23 protein-coding genes are annotated in these 23,064 nt (G+C 68.7%); 3 read left to right on the plus strand and 20 right to left on the minus strand.

The genetic code is table 11. The features are described from left to right. Window positions 1–66: 66 nt before the first annotated feature. From OHA88_RS14595 to OHA88_RS14645, 11 genes are all read right to left on the minus strand, one after another. On the minus strand, window positions 67–2,652 hold the full coding sequence (locus OHA88_RS14595; protein WP_328625842.1) for a polynucleotide kinase-phosphatase: 2,586 nt from the start codon (window positions 2,650–2,652) through the stop codon (window positions 67–69). Further along, window positions 2,649–4,127, minus strand: a complete 1,479-nt coding sequence (locus OHA88_RS14600) for a 3' terminal RNA ribose 2'-O-methyltransferase Hen1 (RefSeq protein WP_328625843.1) — start codon at window positions 4,125–4,127, stop codon at window positions 2,649–2,651. Before OHA88_RS14600 ends, OHA88_RS14595 begins: the two co-directional genes overlap by 4 nt. 53 nt (window positions 4,128–4,180) lie before the next feature. Next, window positions 4,181–5,155: a homocysteine S-methyltransferase gene (gene mmuM, locus OHA88_RS14605; RefSeq protein ID WP_328625844.1), complete on the minus strand. Its 975-nt coding sequence runs from the start codon at window positions 5,153–5,155 to the stop codon at window positions 4,181–4,183. A gap of 91 nt (window positions 5,156–5,246) precedes the next feature. Beyond that, on the minus strand, window positions 5,247–6,170 hold the full coding sequence (locus OHA88_RS14610; protein ID WP_328625845.1) for an LLM class F420-dependent oxidoreductase: 924 nt from the start codon (window positions 6,168–6,170) through the stop codon (window positions 5,247–5,249). A gap of 111 nt (window positions 6,171–6,281) precedes the next feature. Beyond that, window positions 6,282–6,818 carry a DUF6099 family protein gene (locus tag OHA88_RS14615; protein WP_328625846.1) on the minus strand — a complete coding sequence of 179 codons (537 nt, stop codon included), beginning with the start codon at window positions 6,816–6,818 and terminating at the stop codon, window positions 6,282–6,284. 124 nt (window positions 6,819–6,942) lie between these two features. Then, window positions 6,943–7,323 (minus strand): nucleotide pyrophosphohydrolase, encoded by a 381-nt coding sequence (locus OHA88_RS14620; protein WP_328625847.1) that lies wholly within the window; start codon window positions 7,321–7,323, stop codon window positions 6,943–6,945. A gap of 13 nt (window positions 7,324–7,336) precedes the next feature. Then, window positions 7,337–8,572, minus strand: coding sequence for a tyrosine-type recombinase/integrase (locus OHA88_RS14625; RefSeq protein ID WP_328625848.1), 1,236 nt, complete (start codon window positions 8,570–8,572; stop codon window positions 7,337–7,339). A 77-nt stretch (window positions 8,573–8,649) separates the two neighbouring features. Then, window positions 8,650–8,895 carry a helix-turn-helix domain-containing protein gene (locus tag OHA88_RS14630; protein ID WP_328625849.1) on the minus strand — a complete coding sequence of 82 codons (246 nt, stop codon included), beginning with the start codon at window positions 8,893–8,895 and terminating at the stop codon, window positions 8,650–8,652. A gap of 477 nt (window positions 8,896–9,372) precedes the next feature. After that, window positions 9,373–10,848 (minus strand): ATP-binding protein, encoded by a 1,476-nt coding sequence (locus OHA88_RS14635; RefSeq protein ID WP_328625850.1) that lies wholly within the window; start codon window positions 10,846–10,848, stop codon window positions 9,373–9,375. Between the two features lie 2 nt (window positions 10,849–10,850). Continuing rightward, on the minus strand, window positions 10,851–11,690 hold the full coding sequence (locus OHA88_RS14640; RefSeq protein ID WP_328625851.1) for a bifunctional DNA primase/polymerase: 840 nt from the start codon (window positions 11,688–11,690) through the stop codon (window positions 10,851–10,853). Next, the gene (locus tag OHA88_RS14645) at window positions 11,687–12,787 is read right to left on the minus strand and encodes a DNA cytosine methyltransferase (RefSeq protein WP_328625852.1); all 1,101 of its coding nucleotides are present in this window, start codon (window positions 12,785–12,787) and stop codon (window positions 11,687–11,689) included. Before OHA88_RS14645 ends, OHA88_RS14640 begins: the two co-directional genes overlap by 4 nt. Window positions 12,788–12,897: 110 nt before the next feature. Between OHA88_RS14645 and OHA88_RS14650 the strand changes: the two genes are divergently transcribed. Beyond that, a complete protein-coding gene (locus OHA88_RS14650) occupies window positions 12,898–13,209 on the plus strand; it encodes a hypothetical protein (RefSeq protein ID WP_328625853.1) in 312 nt (103 codons plus the stop codon). A gap of 10 nt (window positions 13,210–13,219) precedes the next feature. Here OHA88_RS14650 and OHA88_RS14655 read toward each other — a convergent pair whose 3' ends face one another. The 8 genes from OHA88_RS14655 to OHA88_RS14690 all read right to left on the minus strand — a co-directional run bounded on the left by OHA88_RS14655 (window position 13,220) and on the right by OHA88_RS14690 (window position 19,455). Then, window positions 13,220–13,393 carry a hypothetical protein gene (locus OHA88_RS14655; RefSeq protein ID WP_328625854.1) on the minus strand — a complete coding sequence of 58 codons (174 nt, stop codon included), beginning with the start codon at window positions 13,391–13,393 and terminating at the stop codon, window positions 13,220–13,222. 14 nt (window positions 13,394–13,407) lie between these two features. Next, complete coding sequence (locus OHA88_RS14660) at window positions 13,408–13,899, minus strand: hypothetical protein (RefSeq protein ID WP_443044230.1); 492 nt, start codon at window positions 13,897–13,899, stop codon at window positions 13,408–13,410. A 204-nt stretch (window positions 13,900–14,103) separates the two neighbouring features. Then, complete coding sequence (locus OHA88_RS14665) at window positions 14,104–16,188, minus strand: hypothetical protein (protein ID WP_328625855.1); 2,085 nt, start codon at window positions 16,186–16,188, stop codon at window positions 14,104–14,106. Window positions 16,189–16,190: 2 nt separating this feature from the next. Beyond that, window positions 16,191–17,735 (minus strand): hypothetical protein, encoded by a 1,545-nt coding sequence (locus tag OHA88_RS14670; RefSeq protein ID WP_328625856.1) that lies wholly within the window; start codon window positions 17,733–17,735, stop codon window positions 16,191–16,193. Next, window positions 17,732–18,070 carry an RRQRL motif-containing zinc-binding protein gene (locus tag OHA88_RS14675; protein WP_328625857.1) on the minus strand — a complete coding sequence of 113 codons (339 nt, stop codon included), beginning with the start codon at window positions 18,068–18,070 and terminating at the stop codon, window positions 17,732–17,734. Before OHA88_RS14675 ends, OHA88_RS14670 begins: the two co-directional genes overlap by 4 nt. Further along, a complete protein-coding gene (locus OHA88_RS14680; RefSeq protein ID WP_328625858.1) occupies window positions 18,070–18,948 on the minus strand; it encodes a hypothetical protein in 879 nt (292 codons plus the stop codon). Before OHA88_RS14680 ends, OHA88_RS14675 begins: the two co-directional genes overlap by 1 nt. Beyond that, complete coding sequence (locus OHA88_RS14685) at window positions 18,938–19,150, minus strand: hypothetical protein (RefSeq protein WP_328625859.1); 213 nt, start codon at window positions 19,148–19,150, stop codon at window positions 18,938–18,940. The genes OHA88_RS14680 and OHA88_RS14685 overlap by 11 nt, the downstream gene beginning before the upstream one ends. After that, window positions 19,147–19,455: a hypothetical protein gene (locus OHA88_RS14690; RefSeq protein ID WP_328625860.1), complete on the minus strand. Its 309-nt coding sequence runs from the start codon at window positions 19,453–19,455 to the stop codon at window positions 19,147–19,149. The genes OHA88_RS14685 and OHA88_RS14690 overlap by 4 nt, the downstream gene beginning before the upstream one ends. A gap of 449 nt (window positions 19,456–19,904) precedes the next feature. Between OHA88_RS14690 and OHA88_RS14695 the strand changes: the two genes are divergently transcribed. Both OHA88_RS14695 and OHA88_RS14700 read left to right on the plus strand, forming a co-directional pair. Beyond that, window positions 19,905–20,693, plus strand: coding sequence for a GntR family transcriptional regulator (locus tag OHA88_RS14695; RefSeq protein ID WP_328625861.1), 789 nt, complete (start codon window positions 19,905–19,907; stop codon window positions 20,691–20,693). Further along, window positions 20,690–21,343, plus strand: a complete 654-nt coding sequence (locus OHA88_RS14700; RefSeq protein ID WP_328625862.1) for a YdcF family protein — start codon at window positions 20,690–20,692, stop codon at window positions 21,341–21,343. Before OHA88_RS14695 ends, OHA88_RS14700 begins: the two co-directional genes overlap by 4 nt. Window positions 21,344–21,820: 477 nt before the next feature. Here the strand turns inward: OHA88_RS14700 and OHA88_RS14705 are convergent, their stop codons facing one another. Beyond that, on the minus strand, window positions 21,821–22,993 hold the full coding sequence (locus OHA88_RS14705; protein WP_328625863.1) for a Shedu anti-phage system protein SduA domain-containing protein: 1,173 nt from the start codon (window positions 22,991–22,993) through the stop codon (window positions 21,821–21,823). Window positions 22,994–23,064: the final 71 nt, after the last annotated feature.

Here is a 23,064-nt window from a genome sequence, read left to right on the forward strand (position 1 = left end):
TCCATCCTCACCGCGCGGAGCGCCGTTCACCCGGCGAATCACCACCTGTTCTCTTCGTCTTCGGGATCAGAGCCGCGGGTCGACGGGCTCCGACTCCAGGGCGAGCACCGCGAACACCGCTTCGTGGACCCGCCACAGCGGCTCCCCGTCGGCGAGCCGGTCCAGCGCCTCCAGCCCCAGGGCGTACTCACGGAGCGCCAACGACCGCTTGTGGCCGAGGAACCGGGAGCGCAGCCGCTCCAGATTCTCCGGACGCGTGTACTCCGGCCCGTAGATGATCCGCAGGTACTCCCGGCCGCGCACCTTGATGCCCGGCTGGACCAGCCTGCCCTTCGCGTCCCGGACGAGCGCCCCGAGCGGTTTGACGACCATGCCTTCGCCGCCGCGGCCGGTCATCTCCAGCCACCAGTCGATACCGGCGCGGACCGATGCCTCGTCGCCGGTGTCGACGACGAGCCGCCGGGTGACCTGGAGCAGGCCGGTGGGGTCGTGCTCCACCAGCCGGTCGAGCCAGGCAAGCTGCTCGTCATGGGGAACGGAGGCCAGCGAGCGGCCCCGCACGGCGAGGATCTGGAACGGGGCGATCCGCACCCCGTCGAGGCCCTCGGTGGACCAGCAGTAGCGACGGTAGGCGTCGGTGAACGCCGCCGCGTCGGCCGTCCGGTCCTGCTGACGCGCAGCCAGGTCGGCGACGTCGACACCGCGGGCCGCCGCTGCCGCCAGCGCCGCGTTGGCCCCGGGGAGGACGGCACCGGACGCGGCGCCGACCGCCGCGTACTGCGAGCGCAGCAGGCCTCCGGCCTTGAGGGACCAGGGCATCAGCTCGGCGTCCAGCAGCACCCAGTCGGTGTCCCACTCGTCCCAGAGCCCGGCGGCGGTGACAGCCGTGCGCAGCCTGCCGAGGATCACCTCGGTCAGGGCGACGTCGTCCAGGAACGGCCGCCCGGTACGGGTGTGCAGCGCCCCGGTCGGGCCCTCGACACCGAACCGTTCCCGGGCCGCTTCCGCGTCGCGGCAGACCAGGGCCACCGCGCGCGAGCCCATGTGCTTCTCCTCGCACACGACCGTGGCGACGCCGTCCGCCCGGTACTGGGCGAACGCCTCGGCCGGGTGCTCCAGGAAGCCCTCCTCCTGGGAGGTGGCGGTCGGCGCCATGGTCGGCGGCAGGTAGCCGAGCAGCCGCGGGTCGACGGCGAACCGGCTCATGACTTCGAGCGCCGCCGCGGCGTTCTCCTCGCGCACCGAGATCCGGCCCAGGTACCGGGTCTCCACGATCCGGCGGCCCTGCACATCGGCGAGGTCCAGCGGGCGGCCCTCCCGGCCCCCGGGTGCCTCGGTGGTCAGCGGCTTGGCGGGCTCGTACCAGACCTTCTCGGCCGGTACGTCGACGAGTTCGCGCTCGGGCCAGCGCAGCGCGGTCATCTTCCCGCCGAAGACGGCACCGGTGTCCAGGCAGAGGGTGTTGTTGACCCAGGAGGTGCTGGGCACGGGGGTGTGGCCGTAGACCACGGCTGCGCGGCCGCGGTACTCCTCCGCCCACGGGTAGCGGACGGGCAGGCCGAACTCGTCGGTCTCACCGGTGGTGTCCCCGTACAGCGCGTGCGAGCGGACCCGTCCGGACGTGCGCCCGTGGTACTTCTCGGGCAGCCCGGCGTGGCAGACGACCAGCTTGCCGCCGTCCAGCACGTAGTGGCTGACGAGCCCGTCGATGAACTCCCTCACCTGCTCGCGGAAGGCCGGGTCCTTCGCGTCCTCCCGGTCCAACTGCTCGATGGTCTCGGCGAGTCCATGGGTGTGCTGGACCTGGCGGCCCTTGAGGTAGCGCCCGAGCTTGTTCTCGTGGTTCCCCGGCACGCACAGGGCGTTGCCCGCGGACACCATGGACATGACGCGGCGCAGCACACCGGGGCTGTCGGGGCCGCGGTCGACGAGGTCGCCGACGAAGACCGCCGTACGCCCTTCGGGGTGCGCGCCGTCGACGTAACCGAGCTTGCCGAGCAAGGACTCCAGCTCGGAGCTGCAGCCGTGGATGTCACCGATGATGTCGAACGGGCCGGTGAGATGACGGAGGTCGTTGTAGCGGCGCTCGAGCACCACTTCGGCGTGCTCGGCCTCCTCCTCGGTGCGCAGGATGTGCACCTTGCGGAAACCCTCGCGCTCCAGGCCGCGCAGCGAACGGCGCAGCTCGCGACGGTGGCGCTGGACGACATGGCGGGGCATGCCGGCCCGGTCGGGGCGGGCGGCGTTGCGCGTCTGGCAGACCTCTTCGGGCAGGTCGAGCACGATCGCGATCGGCAGCACGTCGTGGCTGCGGGCCAGCTGCACCAGCTGCTTGCGGCTCTCTGCCTGGACGTTGGTGGCGTCGACGACGGTCAGCCGCCCGGCGGCGAGCCGCTTGCCCGCGATGTAGTGCAGCACGTCGAAGGCGTCGCCGCTGGCGCTCTGGTCGTTCTCGTCGTCGGCGACGAGGCCGCGGCAGAAGTCCGAGGAGATGATCTCGGTGGGCTTGAAGTGCCTGCGCGCGAAGGTGGACTTGCCGGAGCCGCTGGCTCCGACGAGAACGACGAGCGAGAGGTCGGTCACCGGCAGCGTGCGGTGCGCGCCGGTGCTCTTCTCGGTGTCGTTTCCGGTGCCGTTGTCGGTGTCGGTCATGCTGCCTTCGCCTCCTTCTTCTTCGTGTCGTCCTCTGCGGTCCTCGTGAACACGGCCAGCTGCGTGGGCGGCCCCACCTCAGGGTCGTCGGGCCCCACCGGCACGAAGTCGACTCCGTATCCGTGCCGCTGCGCCACCTCCTGCGCCCAGGCCCGGAACTCCGCCCTGGTCCATTCGAAGCGGTGGTCGCCGTGGCGCACATGCCCGGCCGGGAGGCTCTCCCAGCGGACGTTGTACTCGACATTGGGTGTCGTCACGAGCACCGTCTGCGGCCGGGCCGAACCGAACACCGCGTACTCCAGCGCCGGCAGCCTCGGCAGGTCGAGGTGCTCGATGACCTCACTGAGCACCGCCGCGTCATAGCCGGCCAGCCGCTTGTCGGTGTACGTGAGCGAGCCCTGCCGCAGCGTGACGCGGCCGGCCTGCCGCTCCCCCATCCGGTCGAGCTTGAGGCGGCGCGAGGCGATGGTCAGAGCGCGCATCGAGACATCGACGCCGACGATCTCCGTGAAGCGCACGTCCCTCAGCAACGCCTGGACCAACTGACCCTGTCCGCAGCCCAGGTCGAGCACCCGGCTCGCCCCGGCGGCGCGCAGCGCCTCCAGGATCGCCGTGCGCCGCTGCTCGGCGAGCGGCACCGGCTTCTCCTCGGTGTCCGTCGTCTCGTCCACCGCGTTGTCGACGCTCTCCACCGCGAGGTCGTCCAGCTCGGCCAGCCGCACCAGCTCCAGCCGTTCCATCGCCTGCCGGGTCAGCCCCCAGCGCCGCGACAGGTAGCGGCTGGTGATCAGCTTCTGCTCGGGGTGGTCGGCCAGCCAGCCGTCACCGGCCCGCAGCAGCTTGTCCACCTCGTCGGGCGCGACCCAGTAGTGCTTGGCGTCGTCGAGCACCGGCAGCAGCACATACAGCTGCCTCAGCGCGTCGGCGAGCCGCAACTCGCCCTCCAGCACGAGCCGTACGTACCGCGAGTCGCCCCACTCCGGGAACTGCTCGTCCAGCGGTACGGCCACGGCATCCACGCTCGCCCAGCCGAGCGGCCCGAAGAGCTTCGAGACCAGCTCAGGCCCGCCGCGCGCCGGGAGCGCGGGCACCTCGATCCGGAGCGGCATGGGATCCGCCGCGCGCTCGGGCAGGGCCCGGCACACACCGTTCAGAGCGGACTTGAAGACAGCGCTCATCGCGACGGAGAGCAGTGAGGACGCCGCGTACGGGCGGTCGTTCACGTACTGCGCGAGCGCCGCGTCGGGTGCGCCGCCCCGGCCCTTTCCCTTGCCGCGCCGCACCAGCGCCACCGGATCCACCTCCAGCAACAGCGCGGCCGTGCAGCGCTCAGCCGATGCCTCGGGGTAGAAGACATGGGCGGTGCCGTGGGATGTGGAGAACTGCTGCGCCTTCTCGGGGTGCTTGTGCAGCAGAAAGCCGAGGTCGGTGGCGGGTCGCTCCGGCGTGCCGGTCGTGCTGATTGTCAGGAACACACGTCCGAGTATGGTCCGGTGCACTCGCCCCCCACCAGGCATTTTGTTGATGTCTACGGTTCCGGTGTTCCTCCTGGCCTTCCCGCCTCTGCTGTCCCTCTTGTCTCTCCTGTCCGCCCCATCCGTTCTGCCTCCAGAAGCTCGGCCAGTTTCGCGATCGAACCAGGGCCGACCCGGCAGCAGCCGCCGACCAGCCGGGCGCCTGCCGCCTGCCAGCCCCGCACCCGGCCCGGGTCGAAGGTGGCACCCCCGGTCCACCCCCGGCCCTCGGCGTCCCACCGCTCACCGCTGTTCGGGTACACGACGACCGGCTTCCCGGTCACCTCCGCCGCCGTCTCCACCGCACGGTCGGCATCGGCCGGATCGCAGCAGTTCACCCCCACAGCCACCACGCGCTCGTGCCCGGCGGCGAGCCCGAAGGCCGTCTCCAGCGGCTGCCCGGCCCGGGTCCGGTCCCCCGCCACGCTGTACGAGAGCCAGACGGGCAGCCCGCACCCCTCGACCGCCCGCAGCAGCGCCTCCGCCTCGTCGACGTCCGGCACCGTCTCCAGTGCCAGCGCATCGGGTCCGGCGGCGGCCAGCGCCTCGATCCGGGGCCGGTGGAAGCGCTCCAGCTCCCGGACCGAGAGGCCGTACCGCCCGCGGTACTCGCTGCCGTCCGCGAGCATCGCCCCGTACGGGCCGACAGAGGCGGCGACCCAGATCTCCCGGTCCGTCGCGCCACCGGCCCGCCGGGCCAGCTCCACGCTGCGGGCGAAGAGCTCCGCCGCCCGGTCCCGGCCGATCCCCCGCCGCGCGAACCCCTCGAACGTCGCCTGATAGCCCGAGGTGATGAGCACCTGCGCACCCGCCCGCACGTAGGCCAAGTGCGCGGCCTCGATCTGCCGGTCCTCGTCGAGCAGCAGCCGGGCCGACCACAGCTCGTCGGACAGATCGCAGCCCTGCGCCTCCAACTGATTGGAGAGGCCTCCGTCCAGCAGGACCGTGGACGCGGCGAGCGCGGCGGCCAGCGGGCGGTCGGATTGCACAGGTGCTCCTCTCGGCGACTCGTGTTCATCTGCTCTTGTTCACCAGTCCGGCGTCCACCTCGATTTGGTGTCCACCTCGGTCGGGACCGGCTCAGTTCAGCTGGGACTGGACCTGCGAGGAGATCAGCTCCAGGTGCTCCAGATCGTCCAGGTCGAGGACCTGGAGGTAGATCCGCGACGACCCGATCTCGCCGTACCGGCCGATCTTGTCGACCACTTCGGCGGGCGAGCCCGCAAGCCCGTTCGCCTTCAGCTCCTCCACATCGCGGCCGATGACCGACGCACGGCGGGCCACCTCGGCGTCGTCCTTGCCGACACAGACCACCAGGGCGTTGGAGTACACCAGGTCGTCCTCGCCGCGCCCGGCCGCCGTTGCAGCCTCCTTGACCCGTCCGAACTGCTTCTCGCTGTCATCCAGCGAGGCGAACGGGATGTTGAACTCGTCCGCGTACAGCGCGGCCAGCCGCGGTGTACGCGACGCACCGTGACCGCCGATCAGAATCGGCACCTTGGCCTGGGCCGGCTTGGGCAGCGCGGGCGAGTCGGTGAGCTGGTAGTAGGTGCCGTCGTAGTTGAACCTCTCGCCGACCCCGGTCGTCCAGAGTCCGGTGACGATCGCCAGCTGCTCCTCCAGCCGGCCGAACTTCTCCTTGGGGAACGGGATGCCGTACGCCTTGTGCTCCTCCTCGAACCAGCCCGCGCCCAGGCCGAGTTCGACCCGGCCGCCGGACATCTGGTCGACCTGGGCGACCTGGATCGCGAGGACACCGGGGAGCCGGAAGGTCCCCGCGGTCATCAGCGTGCCGAGCCGGATCCGCTTGGTCTCCCGCGCCAGCCCGGCCAGGGTGATCCAGGCGTCGGTCGGGCCGGGCAGCCCGCTCCCCGCCCCCATGTGAAGGTAATGGTCGGAACGGTAGAAGGCATTGAAGCCGAGGTCCTCGGCAGCCTTGGCGACAGTGAGCAGAGTGTCGTAGCTCGCCCCTTGCTGGGGCTCCGTGAAGATTCGAAGATCCATGGATCCATCCTGCACCTCCGAACGCCGGTCGTCGCTCCTCCCACTGCGTGTGCGGCCCGGCGGATCCGCGCACAGTCGGTCAGGTGCGAGCAGGTGTGCCCGTGAGGGCGGTCACGGCTGGCCCGCCGCCGAGCCTGCCGCTCCGCGGACCGCACCGCGCGGCCCGTCCCGCCCTCTCCCCTGCTCCAGATCGTGCTTCCGCTCCCGGTCCTGCTCCGCAAGGCGCCGGAGCATCCCGTGCACCCGGTCCAGCGACTCGTCCGCGGCATCGATCGCCTCTATGCACTGCCAGTAGAGACCCTCCTCGTCGGTGTCGCAGGCCACCGCGACGAGAGCCATCCCCACTTCCCCAAGCAGCGCGCCGAGACCGGTCAAAGTCGCGCGCGGATCGGCGACCTCGGAGAGCTGGGCAGCCCGTGCCACACCGGTCCGCACCACCGGATGATCCGGCGCCCCGCTGCCCCTCCCTCCGATCTCACTGAGCCCTCGCGCCTCGCCGCGCAACTCCTTCGGCCCGCTCGCCGCCAGCCGGTCGCCGATCGCCTGGGCCAGCGCCTGGGCCTGCCAGGCCTCCGCCATGATGGACGGCGTGCCCCGGCTCTGCGCCAGAGCTCGCCGACTTACCCCTATGAGCCGCTCCGCTTCCATGCATTGCCCCCGTCCGTACGAAAACCCGCTCACCTCATCCATTACCCACAGTGAGGGGAGTGGCACCGAAAGGCCAGGGGATTTCGGAAATCTGTGGACAGGAAGTCGATTGTGGATAAGTCGATTACTCCGAAGAGTGACGATCTTGAGGATCCGGCCGCTCCGGAACCGGAAAGCGCGCCTCGTTCCGGTCGATTTTCTCCGCCAGCGCCGCCAGCGCATCGATGCCCAGCACCTCGCAGAACTGCAGCAAATACGCGAGCACGTCCGCGACTTCGTCCGCCACCCGATGCGCCGTCTCGGGCTTCTCCATCACCTGCGCCGACTGCTCGGGCGTCAACCACTGGAAGATCTCGACCAGTTCGGATGCCTCGACGCTCAGCGCCGCCGCCAGGTTCTTCGGGGTGTGGTACTGCTCCCAGTGCCGCTCGGCCGCGAACGCGGCCAGCCGTCGCTGCAGTGTCTGCACATCAAGTTCTGACGCATCTTGCGGCTTGACCTGCATACTTTCCCCTCGCTCATGCTTCCTGGGCCGTCGTGGGGCCGTCATCGCTCTTCGGGCCGTCCCCGAACGCGCGGCTGACGGCCTCCCGCGTGCGCCTCTCGCTGCTCGGCATCAGGTGAGTGTAAGTCCGCAGCGTGAAGCCGGGATCGTGGTGTCCCAGGTACTCCGACAGCGCCTTGATGCTCTCCCCCGCGTCCAGCAGCACAGACGCGTAGAAGTGCCTCAGCGCGTGCATGCCGTTCTCCCGACCACGCGGCACCCCGACCTTGTCGAGAGCAGGACGCCAGACCACACAGGTGAAGACCACACGATGCACCGCCCGTCCCTCGATGTTGCGGAAGAGCACGGATGCGGTGACCGGAGACCCGTCGACCGACCGCCACGGCAGAGACACACCCGTGGGAGGCTGCTGCGCGATGTGATGCTCAAGCGACCGCGCGACGCTCTCAGGCAACGGGACGGTGCGCGTCTTGCCGCCCTTGGGTAGCGCGAACACCTTCCGTCCGGCAATGAGCTTGACCTGTCGGACAACGTGAACCACGCCCGCCGCGAAGTCGACGTCGTCAACGGCGAGGCCCAGCACTTCGCCCTGTCGCATGCCGCACCCGCCGGCCAAGTCCACCATGGCCCGGTAGCGCTCGGGCAGTGCCGAGCGCACCGCAAGTACGCGTTCAGGCTGCCACGGCACAATCCGGCGAGGTTCCAGCTTGGGCGCCTTCACGGACGACGAACGGCACGGGTTGTGCGGAATCAGACGATCGTCAACGGCCGCCGACAACATCGCGTTGAAGTTCGCGAAGATGACGCGCTGATAGGCGGGAGCCAGTCCCCCGTCCTGCAGCTTCCGCAGCCACTCACGAACGTGGATCGGCCGCAGCGAGTCGAGCGAGCGGGTACCCAGATGCGGTAGGACGTGCAATCGAATGCGCGTCTCGGTGCTCACGAAAGTGGCAGGATCCATGGTGAGTGAGGCCAGCCACCGTTCGGCGTGCTGCCGCACGGTGAGACGGCCGGCGCGCGGATCGATGTACTGCCCCCGCGTCATGTCGGCCTCGATCCCGGACAGCCACTTCTCGGCGAGGCGTTTCTGTCCGTCCGGAAAGCTCTTCGATTTCTCGGTGCCGTCGGGGCCGACGTACCGAGCGCGGTAGCGCATGCCCGTGCCGTGGCGGTCGCTCTTGACGCGGACAGTCTTGCCGTTGGCGCCGGTCTCGGTCTTGTACCAGCGGTCTTGGATGTGGCCTGCCATCTGAGGCGGTACCCCTTTCTCAGCATGAACCAGGGGCGACCGGAGAGCGGTCGCCCCTGGTGGTGTGTGAGGTTGCGTCAGGCCGCTACGCGGTCGACGTTTTTGCGCTGCGTGACGTAGGCCCTTACTTCGGCGGGGTCGTAGCGCACGTGCTTGCCGATGCGAAAGCCGGGCGGGCCGGTGCGCTTCCGGCGCCACTGGTAGACGGTCTCGAGCGGCACCCCGAACATCTCGGCGATGTCATCGGGGGTGAGGTACCGGTCGGGCAGGCCGCTGCGGAGGATGGCGCGGGGGTCAGGTTGAGCTGGACAGGTTCGGCTCATGAGTTCCTCGGGAGTTGAGTCACACTGCTGTTGGCTTCGGGGGCTTCTCTTGAGTTCGTATGTGTCCGAGGTGCGGGATTCTGCGTCACCGCGTCATCTGCGTCATTTGCGCGCCTGACCTGCGGTTTTGAGTGACGCAGAGGATTTGGGGTGCGTCACCTGGTGACGCTGGCCTTTGTCACCGGGTGACGCGGGTGACGCGGGGTGACGCAGCCGCTGGCGTCCTGCGTCACCGCTGTAGCGGCAGGTCAGGGTCCGTTTCCAGTCCTTGGGTGACGCAGGTGACGCAGCGTCCCTTCTCTTAGGAAAAGAGAAGGGACGTGTCTGTTGTCGTGCGCGCCTCTAGGCGTGAAGAAGGAGCCGCTTCGCGGCGCGACCATCGGGCGGCGGCGTTGCCGCCGAACAGCAAGAGGAGCACCCCGGCCGTGGTGCGGTGGGTGCTCTTCTTGCTTGTACGGGCGGGCTGCGGTTCGCCGGTCAGAGCATCGGCTCTTGCTGGTGTGGCGGCGGGGTCGGCGGTCGGGTCATCTCGATGTACCGACCCTCTTTGGTGCGGCCCCAGTCGATCAGTACGCCCCGGGCGGCGAGGGTCGGTTGGAGGCGCTTGAGGCGGTCGGACAGGACTTTGCCCGTGGTGGGCCACCCCTTGGGCAGGGGACGGCAGTCGTCCCCGGTGTACAGGCCGGTGAGGCAGTGCAGCCACTCGGAGGACGTCATCCGCGTCTCCACGCCGGCCGTGAGCCCGGCGGCGTGCTTGAGCACGGTCTGCGCGAGGAGATCGCCCTCGATGACGTCGTCGTTGAGGTCGTCCAAACTGGCCCGGTAGGCGTTGAGCGCTCCGAGGCAGGTCGCCGCATCGAACTGCGCGCACAGGTGCGCGAAGTCGGCCATACGCAGATCGGTGGGGATGTCGGCCTCGGCCGCCCGGACCTTGACGGTCAGATCCAGGAGAGACCCGAGCACGACAGGCAGCGCCTCCTCGAACTCGGCCCACAGCTCGGCCTCGGTCCGCCGGACGCGAGGGCGCTCCAGACGGAGCGGGAGGAGACGTTCGGCGAGGTCGGGTCGGATGACGCCGACGTCGATGCCGGTCAGGAGCAGGGGGCGGCGGTAGCGGGAGCGGACCACGTCGCCATCGGTGTACAGGGCGCGTTTGATGGTCTCGGCGCCGGTGACGATGCAGCACATGAGGTCGGACAGGTCCGGGGCCAGGTGCGAGAGGTTGTCCAGGGCGGTGACCCATCCAGCGGCCACGGCCGCGATCAGGTTCTCCTCGTCCTTCGGGGCGCGACGCAGGTCCCCGCTCATTCCTTCGATGATCCTCACGAGCATCCGCCCGCCGGTGGACTTGCCTGCCCCTTGGGGGCCGGTGAGGAACGGGGCCGGGACGGGCACGGACGGCCCGAGGCAGCCGATCAGCCAGGTGATGGCCAGGCACTCGGTCTCCGCGGTGGCGAAGTTGCACAACCGGAGCAGCAGGTCGATGCCCTTGCCGTCGGTGTCCTTGGCCGGCAGGGGAAGCTCCCCGGTGAGCTGGGTGCGCCGCCAGCACACCTCCTGCGGGTCGGGGGTGAGGATGTCCCAGCCGGTGGGGTGAATACGGACGGACTGCCCGTCGCTGCGCCCCAGGTCGAGCCACGTCGCACCGTCGAATCCCGGAGCGACGCGGATGTGGACGGGCTGTATGTCCTGATTCATCGCCAGTGCTTCGATCAAGTCCAGCGCCTCCTTGAGGGCGGTCCCGTTGAACACGCCGTGTCCGTCGTGGAAGAGGCCGACCATGAGTTCCTGCCGGTGGCTGCCAGAGGTGCCCTGTGAGCGGATCGGACGTGCCACGGGGTGCCCGTTCTTCTGGGCGAACACGGTCCCGTCGGCGGTACGGAAGTACCGGAAATGCGCTTGCGCGTAGTCGGTGATGACCTCGCGGGCGGGGTTCTTCTCGTCGTCGGACATGGTCACAGTCCCAACCTGGTCAGGGCATTGGTCCACGCGTCGGTGCAGTGCCGGACGGTCTCACCCTTGGCCTGGGCGGCGGCGAACAGCCGCCCGATGTAGGTGTCGGTGAGGCAGCCGCACCGGCCGTGGGCGGACAGGACGGCGAGGAAGGTCCGGTAGACGGTCGCGTGCACCGCGCTGCGGGCCTCGGCGATGCGCTGCTCGGCCATGGCGATGCCACGCTCCAGATAAGAGGGCGTGCGGTGGCGGCACCCCCCATCCCCGACCGGTGCGGACACCGTGACGGCGCGCGGCGCCGGCCGGACCGTGGCCGGCTCCTTGACGACCAGCGCGCGCACGGCCTCGGGCAAGACCGCCATGGTGCCGGTGCCAGGGCCGAGCCACCGGGCGTAGGACATCGTGGACTTGACGTCTACGCCAGGCCGCACCGCGTTGGCGGACTGCATCACGCCCAGGTAGAGCCAGTGCTCACCCCTGGTGGTGCGCACGATTCGAGTGGCGGGCAGGCTCGCCCGAGCCCACGCGATGGCTTCCGCGTTGTCGAGGTCGACGACGGTGAGGCCGGCGCCTCCGGGGTGGTAGGCCACTGCCGCCGCTTCGCGCCACGTCCGCACCCATGTCGACGAGCTGATGACGCCGGGGTCGGTGGTGGCGGCGGCCCAGCCGTGGCATACACCGGGACACTCGCACGGCCCGGACATCTTCATGACCGGCCGGCCGCCGCACGCGTTGCCGGTGCAGGTGCGGCAGTTGCCGAACGGGAGCTTCCCGGCCCGCAGCGGCAGGACCGGGACCGCGCGGGCGGCCAGATCGAGGGCGGTGGTCAGGTGGGTGCTCATGCGGCCACCTCCAGCGGGGTGTTCCACGCGGCGGGCACGACTCCGAGGAGTTGCCCGTAGGCGTGGTGGGCCTGTTGGGGGACGACGCCGTTGCCGAGGATGCGCAGTTGTTCCTTGCGGGGGATGTCGGGGACGGCGGTGACCCAGCCGGTGGGCAGGCCCATGAGCCATTCAGCGAAGGCGGGAGTGATGCGGCGGTTACCGGTGCGGCCCACGTCGGTCGGCTCGGGTGCACGGCGGTTGAGGATGCCTTCCCAGCGCCGGATGGCAGGGCTGTAGTCGACGCCGTCAACAGAGATCCACCGCTCGTCGGACAGCAGCCAAGCGAAGTCCGTGAGCGTCTTGCCCGAGTTGAACTTGGCGCCCGGCCTGCGCTTGGCGGTGTAGTTGCGGGTGCCGCGCGAGTCGGCGACGGTCGGGGACGGAAGCAGGCTCAGGACGCTTTCTCGTCCGGTGTCACCGGCAGCCTCGTCACCAGTGTTCGCAGGTTCATCCCGCCCTTGCGCTTCGGGGACGTGCCGGGGCCGCCAGTGCCGTCGGAGGTCGTGGGGGTCGGCATCAGCGGGATGGGCAACTGCGAACCACCGGTCCCGCTGGTGCGGGGCGCCGACTTCGGGGTCACCAGCTCGTAGACATGTCCACCGGACGCCATACCCGATCGCGGCCAGGTCCGCGGCGACGACGTCCAGCCCTCTCGAGCGGAGCGCCGCCACGTTCTCCAGGAAGACGTAGCGGGGTCGAAGGACGCCCACAGCTTGAGCAACGTTCTTCCAGACCTTCGACCACTGGCCATTGATGCCGTCCTTTCGTCCTGCGTTGCTGATGTTGCGGCACGGGAACCCGGCTCCGATCACGTCGGGCCGATGCAGGGCCCGAACCTGGTCCCAGTCGATCCGGGTGATGTCGCCGAGGTTCGGGATGCCGGGGTGATGGGCGGCGAACACCTTCGCCGCGTAGGGGTCGTTCTCGGCGTAGGCGACGGGCACCGCGCCGATGCCGGCACCGAGCGCGGCTTCCAGACCGCCGTAGCCAGCGCACAGGGCAACAGCCCGTAACACCTGATCCGGCACTCGCCGGATCGCGACAGGTTGAGTCATGCTGGATGTCTCCAGTTCTCTTGATGAGGGATAGCTGGACGAGGGCGGCCGTGACTTTGGCGAGAGACGGCCGCCCTTGCCTTTTCCGGGGTGTGGGTAGGGGGAGCCTGATGGGTGAGGTTGAGATCACCGACCGCCTGCAGAGGCGGGTCAGACGCGACTTTCCTGACGCTGAAGTCGCTAAGGGAGTCGAAGGAGCTCTGCGCTCCACGTCCAGGAAGTTGGATCCGGACGGGAGGGTCGGTGCTGGTGGAGAGCGCCTGATGGCCGCCTTGGTGATCTATGCGCGTGGGGACATCGGTCGCCTGAAAGATGCCGTCAAGCTTGCTCACCTCGACTGGCGTGACTTGTTCGTTGCAACCGACCTTGCCGACGAGGACTTCGAGCAGCGACTTGACGACGAGCTGCCTGGTCCCACGTAGGCACTGCCCGTCAGCTGTGGAAGCGGTTGGAGTGGGGGTTCTGGTCGCACCAGTCCTCGGCGCACACCTTGTGGACCGGTTCGCGGTCGTGGGAGCGCATGGGGGTGGGCTTGCCGCAGAGCACGCACGGCAGGTTCCGGGAGGCGTCGAAGTGGCGGGCGTGCCGCCAGTCCAGAAGCGGCACGACCAGCCCCCGGATCAGTGGTGGTTGATGGTGCCGTTGGCCTTGCCGAACATCCCGAACGCGGTGATGTTCTGCGTGATGTGCGTCGTGCCCGTACTGGCGCCGGTCGCCGCGCGGCCGAGGCGCAGGAGGACGGGGACACCGATGGCCGCGGCGGCGATGAGGGCGACGGCGGACCACAGGGCTTGGCTCATGGCGATCAGTCCCGGGGCTGCGTAGGAGAGTCCGATACCGGCGGCGGCGATGCCCCCGCCGATCGTCGGCGTCAGCAGGGCGGTGGTCTTGGCCCATGCCGGGATCGGCTGCGAGACAGGCACCGGCAGTGCGGCCGGCGCGGTGGGCTGGGTGTAGGCGAGGGTGCGTATCCCGCCGGGCAGGGTGACCATCTGGACACCGGGTGGGATCTCCGAGGGCAGCATCACCCGTCCCTCGGGTACGGGGAGATAGGCGGAATGGTCGGGCGGACGGAGGGGCTGGGTGGTGATCGTGTACGCGGTGTCATGCACGACGGGGCTCCTTCAGCAGCGCGGGCGGCACCCCGGGATGTGAGGGGTGCCGCCCGCGCTGACTTGTCGTGTCGCTTGTCGTCTGGCTTGTCGTGTGTCTTGTCGCTTGTCTTGTCTTGTCGCTTGTCGCCTTGCAGGTCATAAGCCGTTTCCGGCCCGCAAAGAGGCGCCCAAGACCCTTCTCGTGCCGGTGGCGACAGGCGCTCAGTCCTCGGTGGGGTTGTCGGGGGCGTGTTGGCGGTGGACGTAGCGGGCTTTCGTGCCGGTCCCGACGCGGACGGCAGTGCCGTCCGCAGTCCACGTCTTGAGCCAGCCGACCACCGTCTGCCGCGTCGTTCCGTACTCCTTGGCGAGTGCTCGGGCGATCGCCGAGGCACCGGTTCCCTCCGGTCCAGCGGAGAAGAGCAGGCCGAGTGCGACCTGCCGGGCGGCGTTGTCCTCGTTCTGGAGCGCGGACAGGTTCAGCCCGCCCGACGTCGGCTGCTCGGTGTTCGCACCGGGCTCGGCGAAGGTCGCGAACTCGGCATCGATCTGCTCGCGGAACTTGCGGGCGAGTGCTTCCTCAGCGGACTCCCGATCGCCCCGGAGCGCGGACAGGTTCAACCCACCAGTGCTGCCTGCCGTCTGCGCCGGGACGTCGGTGCCCGGAATATGAGTGGTGTCCCGCATCCAGGCCGTGCGCTCCGGATCCCACCGCGACGCGTAGGCGTCACCCGCGGCCTTGCGGGAGACGTCATCCAGGGTCGGGTGCATGTCGGAGGTGGCGATCACGATGTCGCGGATCTGGTTGGGCAGGATCCGCCAGTTCTTGAACAGGGCCGCCGCGGACTCCGGTGTGCCCATGAACCCAGCACCCTTGTACGGGGCCTGATCCACGCGCAGGCCTCGGGAGCCGGGAAAGACTTTGCTCAGGTCCATCCCTTCGACTTCCCCACCGGTGAGGCAGACCCGGGCCTTGGCCTCGCGGCGGATCATCAGGTTTCCGAGGACGGATCCGGTGGCACCGAGCGCGGTCAGGACCGTGCGGATGCCCATGGCACGCAGCATCCGGATCACTTCCAGGATCTTCTTCGCGAGATCCTTCATGCTCCGGTCGGTGCTGGTCAGAATCTCTGCACCCTCGTCGACGACCAGCATGATCTGAGGAATCTTCGCGCTGATGGGGAGCTGGTCGGTGTTCCGCTCGGCCATGAGGTCCTGGTAGGCGACCTTGCGGCGCAGCCCGATCGCCAAGGCCGCGTCAAGCATCAGCACGGCTTCCTCGTATGTCGAGGCAAGCCAGTCGATGCCGGGCGTGACCCCGTCCACCGGGGCCCCGTTGGCGTCGAGGGCGGGCCGGACCCAGGGCAGGCCGGCGGATCCGGCGTTGAGGTCGATTACCCAGGTGAGCACGTCGGTGGTGCGGGCGAACCCGGCGAGGATGACGTGGACCATGTTGGTCTTGCCGGACCCGGTCGGGCCGACGACCAGGGCGCACTGTTCGCGCAGGTAGACGCAGATCTCTTCGGCGTTGGTGCGGTAGCCCCACGGGATGCCGGTGTAGATCGACAGTGGCGTGTAGTCGGATGGGTAAGTGCGTTCCTCGGACAGGACGTTGACCGTGGTCACGTCGATCAGGACCCGGCCCTGGTGGATGCCCTGCGAGGCAACCGCAGTGCAGCCGTGCGGCAACCGGGCGTCGGCGGACAGGGCGGCGGAGTGCTGCGCGATCCGGTCGTAGGTGGTGCCACCGGAGGGGAGTTCCGCGTCGATGGTGAAGCCGGTGCCGGTCGGCCACATCTCCACCGCGACGACGCGCAGCGTGATGTTGCAGACCCGCTGCACCCGGTCCACCCACTCCGCGGCGATCGCACGCCGCTCGGCGGAGAGTTCGCGGGCGACCTGCCGCTCAGCCTGCGCGATGGCCTCCAACTCCCGTGCCTCTTCGTACAGAAGGGTGGAACGAGCCGCCGCGCCCATGCCCACACCGATGGTGGCGAGAGATCCGAGCGCGGCCCAAGTCAGGGGCCCGGTGGTCATGGCCCAGGTCGTCCATCCGGCGCCGATGAGCCAGGAAGCGGACCGCGTGGCGATTGTCCTGCCCGACAGGCGTTCGCGAAGGCTGCTGATGGTGTGGCCGATGGCGCCGGCGGCGCCGACGGCGAGGGCCCAGCCGGGAGGCATGCTGGTGGCGGCTCCGGTGGTGGCGACGGCGAGGCATCCGGTGGTGGCGGACAAGGCGCCGGTCACGGGTCCGTGACCGGCAGCCCAGTCCCACACCGGCCCCGTGGAGGCGGTGTTGGTGGTCATGATCAGACGTTCCATCCCTTCTCGGCCTCGGGCCCGTTGCGCGGGTCCTCATGGCGGGCGATGTCCTGCTCATGGGACTGGCGGAACAGCGGGCCCATGTCCTCGGCGACCGCCACGGCCGACATGACGGCGCCGAAGATGTCGTTGAAGCCGTCCGCGACGTCCTTCTCCAGCGGGAACTCCGAATCGGCCCGCTCGGCAAGGACCTTCATCACGTTCGCCACGCACGTGAGCGCGGCCGGGAGCCCTTCGACCATGGCCAGGATCTCCATGGCGGACTCGGGGTCGTACTGCCCAGCTGCGGATTCCATCTCCGCCGCGTACTCCTCGAACCGGAAACCAGACACGTTCTCTCCCTCACTCGCACTGGTGGTGGGTGCTGCCGGCGTCGGGCCCATGGGCCGCTCCGCCATGTCGCCGACCTGTTCGGTGCTGTTGTCGGCCGCTTCCGTGTCGGCGGCGGCTTCGTCGTTCCGCAGGGCCGCGCGTATCGCGTCGTCCCGCTGGTGGCGCTGTTCCTCGGCGGTACGGGTCATGCGGGCGTAGAGGCGGCGGCCCGGATACATGAGCCAGGCCCAGCCGAGCTTCCGGCCCAGCGGGGTGGTGAGCATGCCGACCAGCCCCAACGCCCCGGCGAGCAGGGCGGCGCGCAGTCGGCGGCCCTGGAACCGGGCGGCCGACCGCCACAGCGCCTTACGTGCCTTCCTCCGGGCAGGGGCCTTGCGCACCGTGTCCCGCTGCCCGGCGACTCGGTCGGCTGCCCGTCGGTCCCGAGCGGCCCGGTTACGGTCGATCACCGCACCCTTGGCCGCACCGACCCGGCCCGCGGCCTTGCCCACGGACCGGCCGATCGGCCCCTTACGGGCCAGCGATGCCGACCGTGCTGCTGTCTTGGCACCACGACGGGCATCCGCCACCGCACGCCGCGAACCAGCCGTCTCGGTCCGCCGTGCCGCCCGTGACGGGGCCGTCTGCCGGGCTGCCGCCCGCAGCGCTTTGACCTGTCCCGCACGCCCCAGGCCGTGCTGTCGAGTGGGCTTCCCGGGGGTGTGACCGGCGGCCTTCCCTGCCTGATTGCCGGTGGTCTTGCGCTGGTGCGGCACGCTTCCGGTGGAACCAGTGCGCGAGGTGCCGCGACCTGCGTGCTTCGCGGATCGTCCGCTAGTTCCGCGGGAGACCGCGCCGTGCACACCGCCCGTTGCGCGGCCTGTCCGGCCGGGGCTGTGGGGGGTAGCGGCACGGTTGGTGCGGCCGGTGGCGTGCTTGCGGTGGGCCCGGTGGTTGCGGGTCGCGGCGGCGACACCGAGGACGCATGCGCCGGTCGCGGCGACCGCGGCAGCGATGGGTCCGCCGGCCAGAGCAGCCGCGGCCAGTGCCGTCACGGTGGAGTTGGCGCTGGTCATCACGATCGGGACCACAGGCCAACCGCCCGCCATGTGCTCCACGGTCACCTCGACCGGCGCCGGAGCCGGTGCGGGGTTGGCCTGGGGCGGTGTGGTCGGTGCGGGCGGGGTTTCGGCGATCGGTTCGGTGCTGAGTTCCGTCATGCTGAACGCTCCCTTCGGATGTCATCGCAGGTGACGCACATGCCGAGAGAGCGCGGGATGCAGTACCCGGCGTCACGGCGGCAGTTGGGGCAGGTCCGGCGGGCTTGCATCGCCTTGACGAGCGAGGCAGCGCGGCCGGGGGTCATCGGCCGTACGGGCTTGGCGTGGTCGATGCGGTAGAGGTAGGCGACCAGCGGGCCGCGGCGACGACGGGGCCTCTGGAGTTCCGCGGCGACGTCCTGTCCGCCGGGGCGCAGCCCCATCTCGCGCAGCTGCCGGCGGGTGGCCAGACCTTCCGGGGCCATGCGCCATCGGTAGTCGGGGACGGTGGCCATCAGAGCGCCGCCCCCGTGGTCTCGGGCACCGGAACGAGGTGCGGCCGGCGGGTCACGCCGTCCTCTTCGAGCTGCTTGTAGACCTTGTGGACGTAGGAGGTGGAACGGGTGGAACGGACCGCCGCGGCAGGGATGGTGACGCCTTCCACCCAGCACTCCCGGATGATCCGGGCAGCCTCATCGGCCGGCAGCTTCACCGCCTCCCGGCCGTTGCCGCCGCCCTGGGTGGAAGCGGGGGGAACGGTGAGGGGGAACGCCCGGTGTCCACCGCAGATGACCAAGGGCGACGCCTTCCGACCGGCCAGCGCCGGCGAGGCCGGGGCGGTGAGGGCGGGCGGGGTGGATGCCGGGGTGGAAGCGGGGTGGACGGGCGGGGCTTCCACCCGTTCCACCACGGCATCCACCTGATCACGCAGGACCGCGATTCGATCAAGGATCGCGCGACGGTAGAACGTGATCGCCTCAGCGAGAACGATCAACAGGACTGGTGGAATCGAGTGGAGGACGAGACCGGCCGGGTCCACTTCCCGCGGGACACCAAAGGCGGTGCCCGCGGGCCAGAGGGAGGCCCAGCAGTTCATCAACCACGTGCCCAGTCCCGCGAACCAGCGGAGTCCGGTGGCCCAGCCGGAGGGCTGCACCCCGTGTTCGGACAGTCGGCCGTCCACGATCAGGACCGCCCCGAGGGCGACGGCGACCATGGGGTCGAGCAGCCAGGCAATCCAGACGCTGATGTGGTGGTCGATCGCGAACAGCGTCACGTTCGTCGCGGTGAACGCGAGCGCGACCACCGCGACCGCCACGAGCACCTTCGTCAGGCCCGATTGCAACCCCTGCAGCGCGGTGATCTGCTCGACCGCGCTCGTCTTACGCCTCATCGCGGCCCCCGCCTCCATCACGGAATCGGTGCGCCCGGTGCAGGGCCATCAGGTGGAAGCAGCCGACGGCGACGAGCAGATTCCACAGGAACCGGGCCCACGGCGGCAGCGGCGCCAGCCACGACAGGACGCATGTCGCGACCAGCAGAGCCCCGCCGTGACGCAGCCACCACACCCACAGGGCGGACTGCGGGGCGCTCATGCGGCGACCGCCGTACGAGCGGTGCAGCCCTTCGCCGGGCGGCGGACCGCACGGCGCGGACGCCGGCCAGACGGGCGCGGCTGCTTCAGCGGGAGCGTCCGCAGCAGGCTCTCCGCATACGCCGCGGTCTCCGGGTCGCTCTCGCGCAGCTCTACGAGCACCTCATGGGCAACGTCCAGGCGGGCCGCCCGGTCCATCGCGGACTCCGCGGGCGAACCGGTGAACAGCTCCAGATCGATCCCCAGCGCCAGCTCAGCGAACTCGGTCGCGGTAACAGCTTCGTGACCAGCAACGATGGTCTTCATGGGTCGTTGTCTCCTCACAGTGGGACGGCCCAAACAGCGGCCCCGGTGTTCGAGCACCGGGGCCGCACGCCGTCTACGGGATGAAGCAGGAAAGACGCTCTCCGGCTCCCCTCAGCCCCGCCCGTACGACCAGTGGTCGGACGGGCGGGGGAGGCAACCAGCCGCAGCGAGGACGCAGCGGAGTGATCGAGCTGCGCGGACCTGTGCCGCGCCGGCCGCCTTACCGAGGAGGCGGCTGCCTCAAATACGAATCGCTGTTGAGTTCTCAAGGAGCAGTCGCTTCCTTCGAGCCGTTTCACGGGCTCTCCGGGCGCCAAGAGCAGCCCAAAGTAGACCCCTCTTCGCTCGCAGTCCCAGGACTGCTGCTCTAAGATGACAATGGCGCACAGTCCCAGGACTGTCAACAGTCCTGGGACTGTGTTTCACTGGCTCCATAGAGAGGAGTTCGCGTGGCAGCGAAATGGCGGGAACTGGCGGACAAGCTGGCTGAGCGAATCAAGGCGGGCGAATACGCCCCTGGCCAGCAGTTGCCGCACATCCGTGACCTGGTCGAAGGAGGTGAAGGCTCGAAGTCCACGGTTCACGCGGCCTACAAGGCGCTAGAAGCCGAGGGGCTGGTGACCTCATCCCGAGGTCACGGCACTGTCGTACGCCAGCAGGCGCCGCTCAAGCGGCTCGGTATCGCCCGGTACGACAAGGCGAAGTGGCGGGACGGGGACGAGGTCGCGTTCATCGCCGACCGTGTCGCCTCGGGGCGGGCATATAAGCGTGGCGAGCAGACACAAAGCGTCAGCCGCGTAACGGCGACGCCCCTGGTCGCAGCGGCTCACGGTCTGCCAGAGGGCTCCGATGTGTACGCGCGGGCTCGGCTCGTGAAGGAGGGGGATCAACCGACCCACACCCTCACGAGCTACTACCGGCCCGAGCATGTCGAGGGGACGCGGATTGTCGACCCGACGCCGGGGCCCGCTGGCCGCGGCGGTGGTTTCCGTGTGCTGTATGACGCGGGCTACGAGATCGACCACATGCGCGAGGAGCTGTTCGCGAGAGTCGCGTCGCCCGAGGAGGCGGCATTGCTCCAGCTGTCGTCAGGGGAGTGGGTCGTAGAACTTCATCGCACTACGTACACCGCCGATGGCACGGTCGTTGAGTTCGCCGTCGGTGTCCATGCGGCAAGCCGCTTCGCGTGGGCGTACGACTTCAAAGTTCCCGACTCGGCACGTGAGGCGGCCCAGTGATCTCGGTACAGGCATGGTCCGATGCCCAACGGCTCTGGGACTTCCAGCAGATGCACCACGAGCCGCGTCCCTGCTCGGTGGGCATCGGACTAGGCAGCCACGACTTGGGCGTGGCCGATGTGACGGTGGACCTATACCGGCGCGGCATGATGCCGCTCATCGTCTTCACTGGCGCGACGAGCCGCACTACGCGTGAGCGGATGCCCAGAGGGGAGGCGGAGCACTACCGGGAGCGGGCACTGGAGCTGGGCGTGCCAGCTGACGCCGTACTTGTCGAACCGAATGCGCGCAACACCGGCGAGAACATCCGCTTTTCGCGCTCGCTGCTCGCGGAACGCGGGGTCAACGTCTCGTCCGTCCTGCTCGTCAGCAAGCCCTACGAGGAACGGAGGGCTCACGCGACCGCGCGCAAGCTCTGGCCGGAAGCCGAGATCGTCAGCGCGTCCGCCCCCATGACGCTCACGGAGTACGTGGACTCGATTCAGGATGCACGGCTGGTGCTGGACATGCTCGTGGGAGCCCAGCAGCGTCTGCTCATCTACCCAGAGCAAGGATTCATGATCCATCAGGAAATTCCTGAGTCCGTCGCCGTGGCCTACGATCGCCTTCGTAGTGGTGGGTTCACGAGCCGACTCGTCCCCACGTTGTGACCGGGCTCGCGGCCACGCTCGGAGTTGTCGACGGTGCGGTGAGAGTCTTCCTACTTCATCAAGGCTCCTCGCTCAGCTCGTCGCGCGCTCCCCGGCTCACCGCCGGGGCCCTGCGCTCCTGTCTCCGCCCCGCTCTAGGCCCCGGCTACGCCGGTCGCGCAACTAGAGCGAGAGAGCCTTACCGAGGGGAAACGGGAGGCACCGGAGTTGCCTCCGGCGGGGGCGCTCACACTCCGGGATGGACGGGGCGCCGTTCGCGAGTGCCGGCCGGAGCGTGGCGAGCGTCCGTGGGCTCCCATCCCGACCACCTTCGACCCAGGCAGAGCCGAGCAGACGCGGCCCATGGCGTCCAGGCCGTTCGTACAGTGGCGCGCTCCACCTGGACGCCATGAACCACGCCCGCTCCACGGTGTGTGGGCTGAAGGCGGACGGGATGGGAGCTGGGGTGAGTGGTGGGTTGAGGCAGGTGAAGCAGCTCTAGATATCGCCCTTTTCGCTCTCGAAACGCAGCGCTTGCTCTGCACTGTCCAACAAGTCGCTGTAAGTGAGGACCTCAATCCGGGAAAGGTGTGAATTATAAGCCCGGATGGTTTGGTCGATCCGAAGGCGAGGAATTTTCCCAACGCCTGTCAAGCGGACATGCGACGGATGTCCAATTACCACGGAGGAACGAATCCGTCGAAGATCTACTTCGATTCCCAGTTCTTCGATGAGCTCTGTCTGTAGTGCCGTGCGCTGGTCATCGAGTGCGCGGAGATAGTTGACGGTTTGCCCCACGGCTTCGTGCACTTCCTTACCGACGATGAGGTGTCCACGATGCTTTACGATGAGTCTCTCAATGCAGGGCCCCTTGATTTCCACAATGTGGAGAGACCCGTCAGCGCAAAGAAGCGGAATATCGTACTCGTCGAGGAAGGTAAATTTCCTTCTCGGAATTATCCCGACGTAGCGTCCACCGAAGAGCCAATACTTTTCTCCGAGTGCTCGCTGCAGGTCGGTCTCCGTTGTACCCGGGCGGGATACAAGCTGCTGCAGCTGGGTGACGATCTGCCGGCGCCTCTGCACTACAACAGCTTCAACCTCGTCCAGCCCTTGATCGGTCTCTGTTGCTGCAGAAAGTACGGCTCGGAGATTTCCGTCATTTACGAGCGCATGCCCCATGGCATCTTGCGTGAATCCGGTAACGGAAAATAGTTGACCTTGAGTCTGGTGAATCTCAAATGCCCCGAGATTCTCCTTGAGTCGCTCTAGCACGGCCAGTGCCTTTTTATCACCTGCCGACGAGAAGCCGGTGACGGGGCGCCATCTCTCTCCTACTGCATCCTTCATCTGTTCCAGCAGGATGAGTGTGCGCCCGTATTCCCGCGAAAACTTGTGGGCCGCGCCAATCAGTGAATTATTTAGTCTTCCGTCAAGGATCACGGCAACGGCTAGAGTCGCAGTCCTTGCATCCCTGGACTGTCCGAGTCTAACGTCTAAGTTGTCCGGCTTGCTTACCTGGCTTGCATACAGATCGCTTGCCGGAAGGTCTGCGAATTCGGCAATTAGTGACAATGCTTTGCCGTACTTGTGTTTGCTATTAATAGGTGCTCGGTGGTCCACGCCTTCCAGTAGCTGGGCCAGGTTTGCCAGGTTCTCCTCAACGGTCACGAGGTGACGCTAACTTCGACGCCCCGCCCGTGGAGGCCTTTTGTTGAGGTAGGTCAGCTTCCAGCTGATCA

The organism is Streptomyces sp. NBC_00353 (assembly GCF_036108815.1).
GTDB lineage: Bacteria > Actinomycetota > Actinomycetes > Streptomycetales > Streptomycetaceae > Streptomyces.

Excerpts from the sequence above, each read along its gene's own strand:
- OHA88_RS14635 (WP_328625850.1), bottom strand. The coding sequence starts at position 10,848 with ATGTCCGACGACGAGAAGAACCCCGCCCGCGAGGTCATCACCGACTAC.
- OHA88_RS14610 (WP_328625845.1), bottom strand. The coding sequence starts at position 6,170 with ATGGATCTTCGAATCTTCACGGAGCCCCAGCAAGGGGCGAGCTACGAC.
- OHA88_RS14595 (WP_328625842.1), bottom strand. The coding sequence starts at position 2,652 with ATGACCGACACCGACAACGGCACCGGAAACGACACCGAGAAGAGCACC.
- OHA88_RS14615 (WP_328625846.1), bottom strand. The coding sequence starts at position 6,818 with ATGGAAGCGGAGCGGCTCATAGGGGTAAGTCGGCGAGCTCTGGCGCAG.
- OHA88_RS14625 (WP_328625848.1), bottom strand. The coding sequence starts at position 8,572 with ATGGCAGGCCACATCCAAGACCGCTGGTACAAGACCGAGACCGGCGCC.
- OHA88_RS14670 (WP_328625856.1), bottom strand. The coding sequence starts at position 17,735 with ATGACGGAACTCAGCACCGAACCGATCGCCGAAACCCCGCCCGCACCG.
- OHA88_RS14645 (WP_328625852.1), bottom strand. The coding sequence starts at position 12,787 with ATGACTCAACCTGTCGCGATCCGGCGAGTGCCGGATCAGGTGTTACGG.
- OHA88_RS14690 (WP_328625860.1), bottom strand. The coding sequence starts at position 19,455 with ATGAAGACCATCGTTGCTGGTCACGAAGCTGTTACCGCGACCGAGTTC.
- OHA88_RS14665 (WP_328625855.1), bottom strand. The coding sequence starts at position 16,188 with ATGACCACCAACACCGCCTCCACGGGGCCGGTGTGGGACTGGGCTGCC.
- OHA88_RS14650 (WP_328625853.1), top strand. The coding sequence starts at position 12,898 with ATGGGTGAGGTTGAGATCACCGACCGCCTGCAGAGGCGGGTCAGACGC.
- OHA88_RS14630 (WP_328625849.1), bottom strand. The coding sequence starts at position 8,895 with ATGAGCCGAACCTGTCCAGCTCAACCTGACCCCCGCGCCATCCTCCGC.
- OHA88_RS14640 (WP_328625851.1), bottom strand. The coding sequence starts at position 11,690 with ATGAGCACCCACCTGACCACCGCCCTCGATCTGGCCGCCCGCGCGGTC.
- OHA88_RS14620 (WP_328625847.1), bottom strand. The coding sequence starts at position 7,323 with ATGCAGGTCAAGCCGCAAGATGCGTCAGAACTTGATGTGCAGACACTG.
- OHA88_RS14685 (WP_328625859.1), bottom strand. The coding sequence starts at position 19,150 with ATGAGCGCCCCGCAGTCCGCCCTGTGGGTGTGGTGGCTGCGTCACGGC.
- OHA88_RS14680 (WP_328625858.1), bottom strand. The coding sequence starts at position 18,948 with ATGAGGCGTAAGACGAGCGCGGTCGAGCAGATCACCGCGCTGCAGGGG.
- OHA88_RS14675 (WP_328625857.1), bottom strand. The coding sequence starts at position 18,070 with ATGGCCACCGTCCCCGACTACCGATGGCGCATGGCCCCGGAAGGTCTG.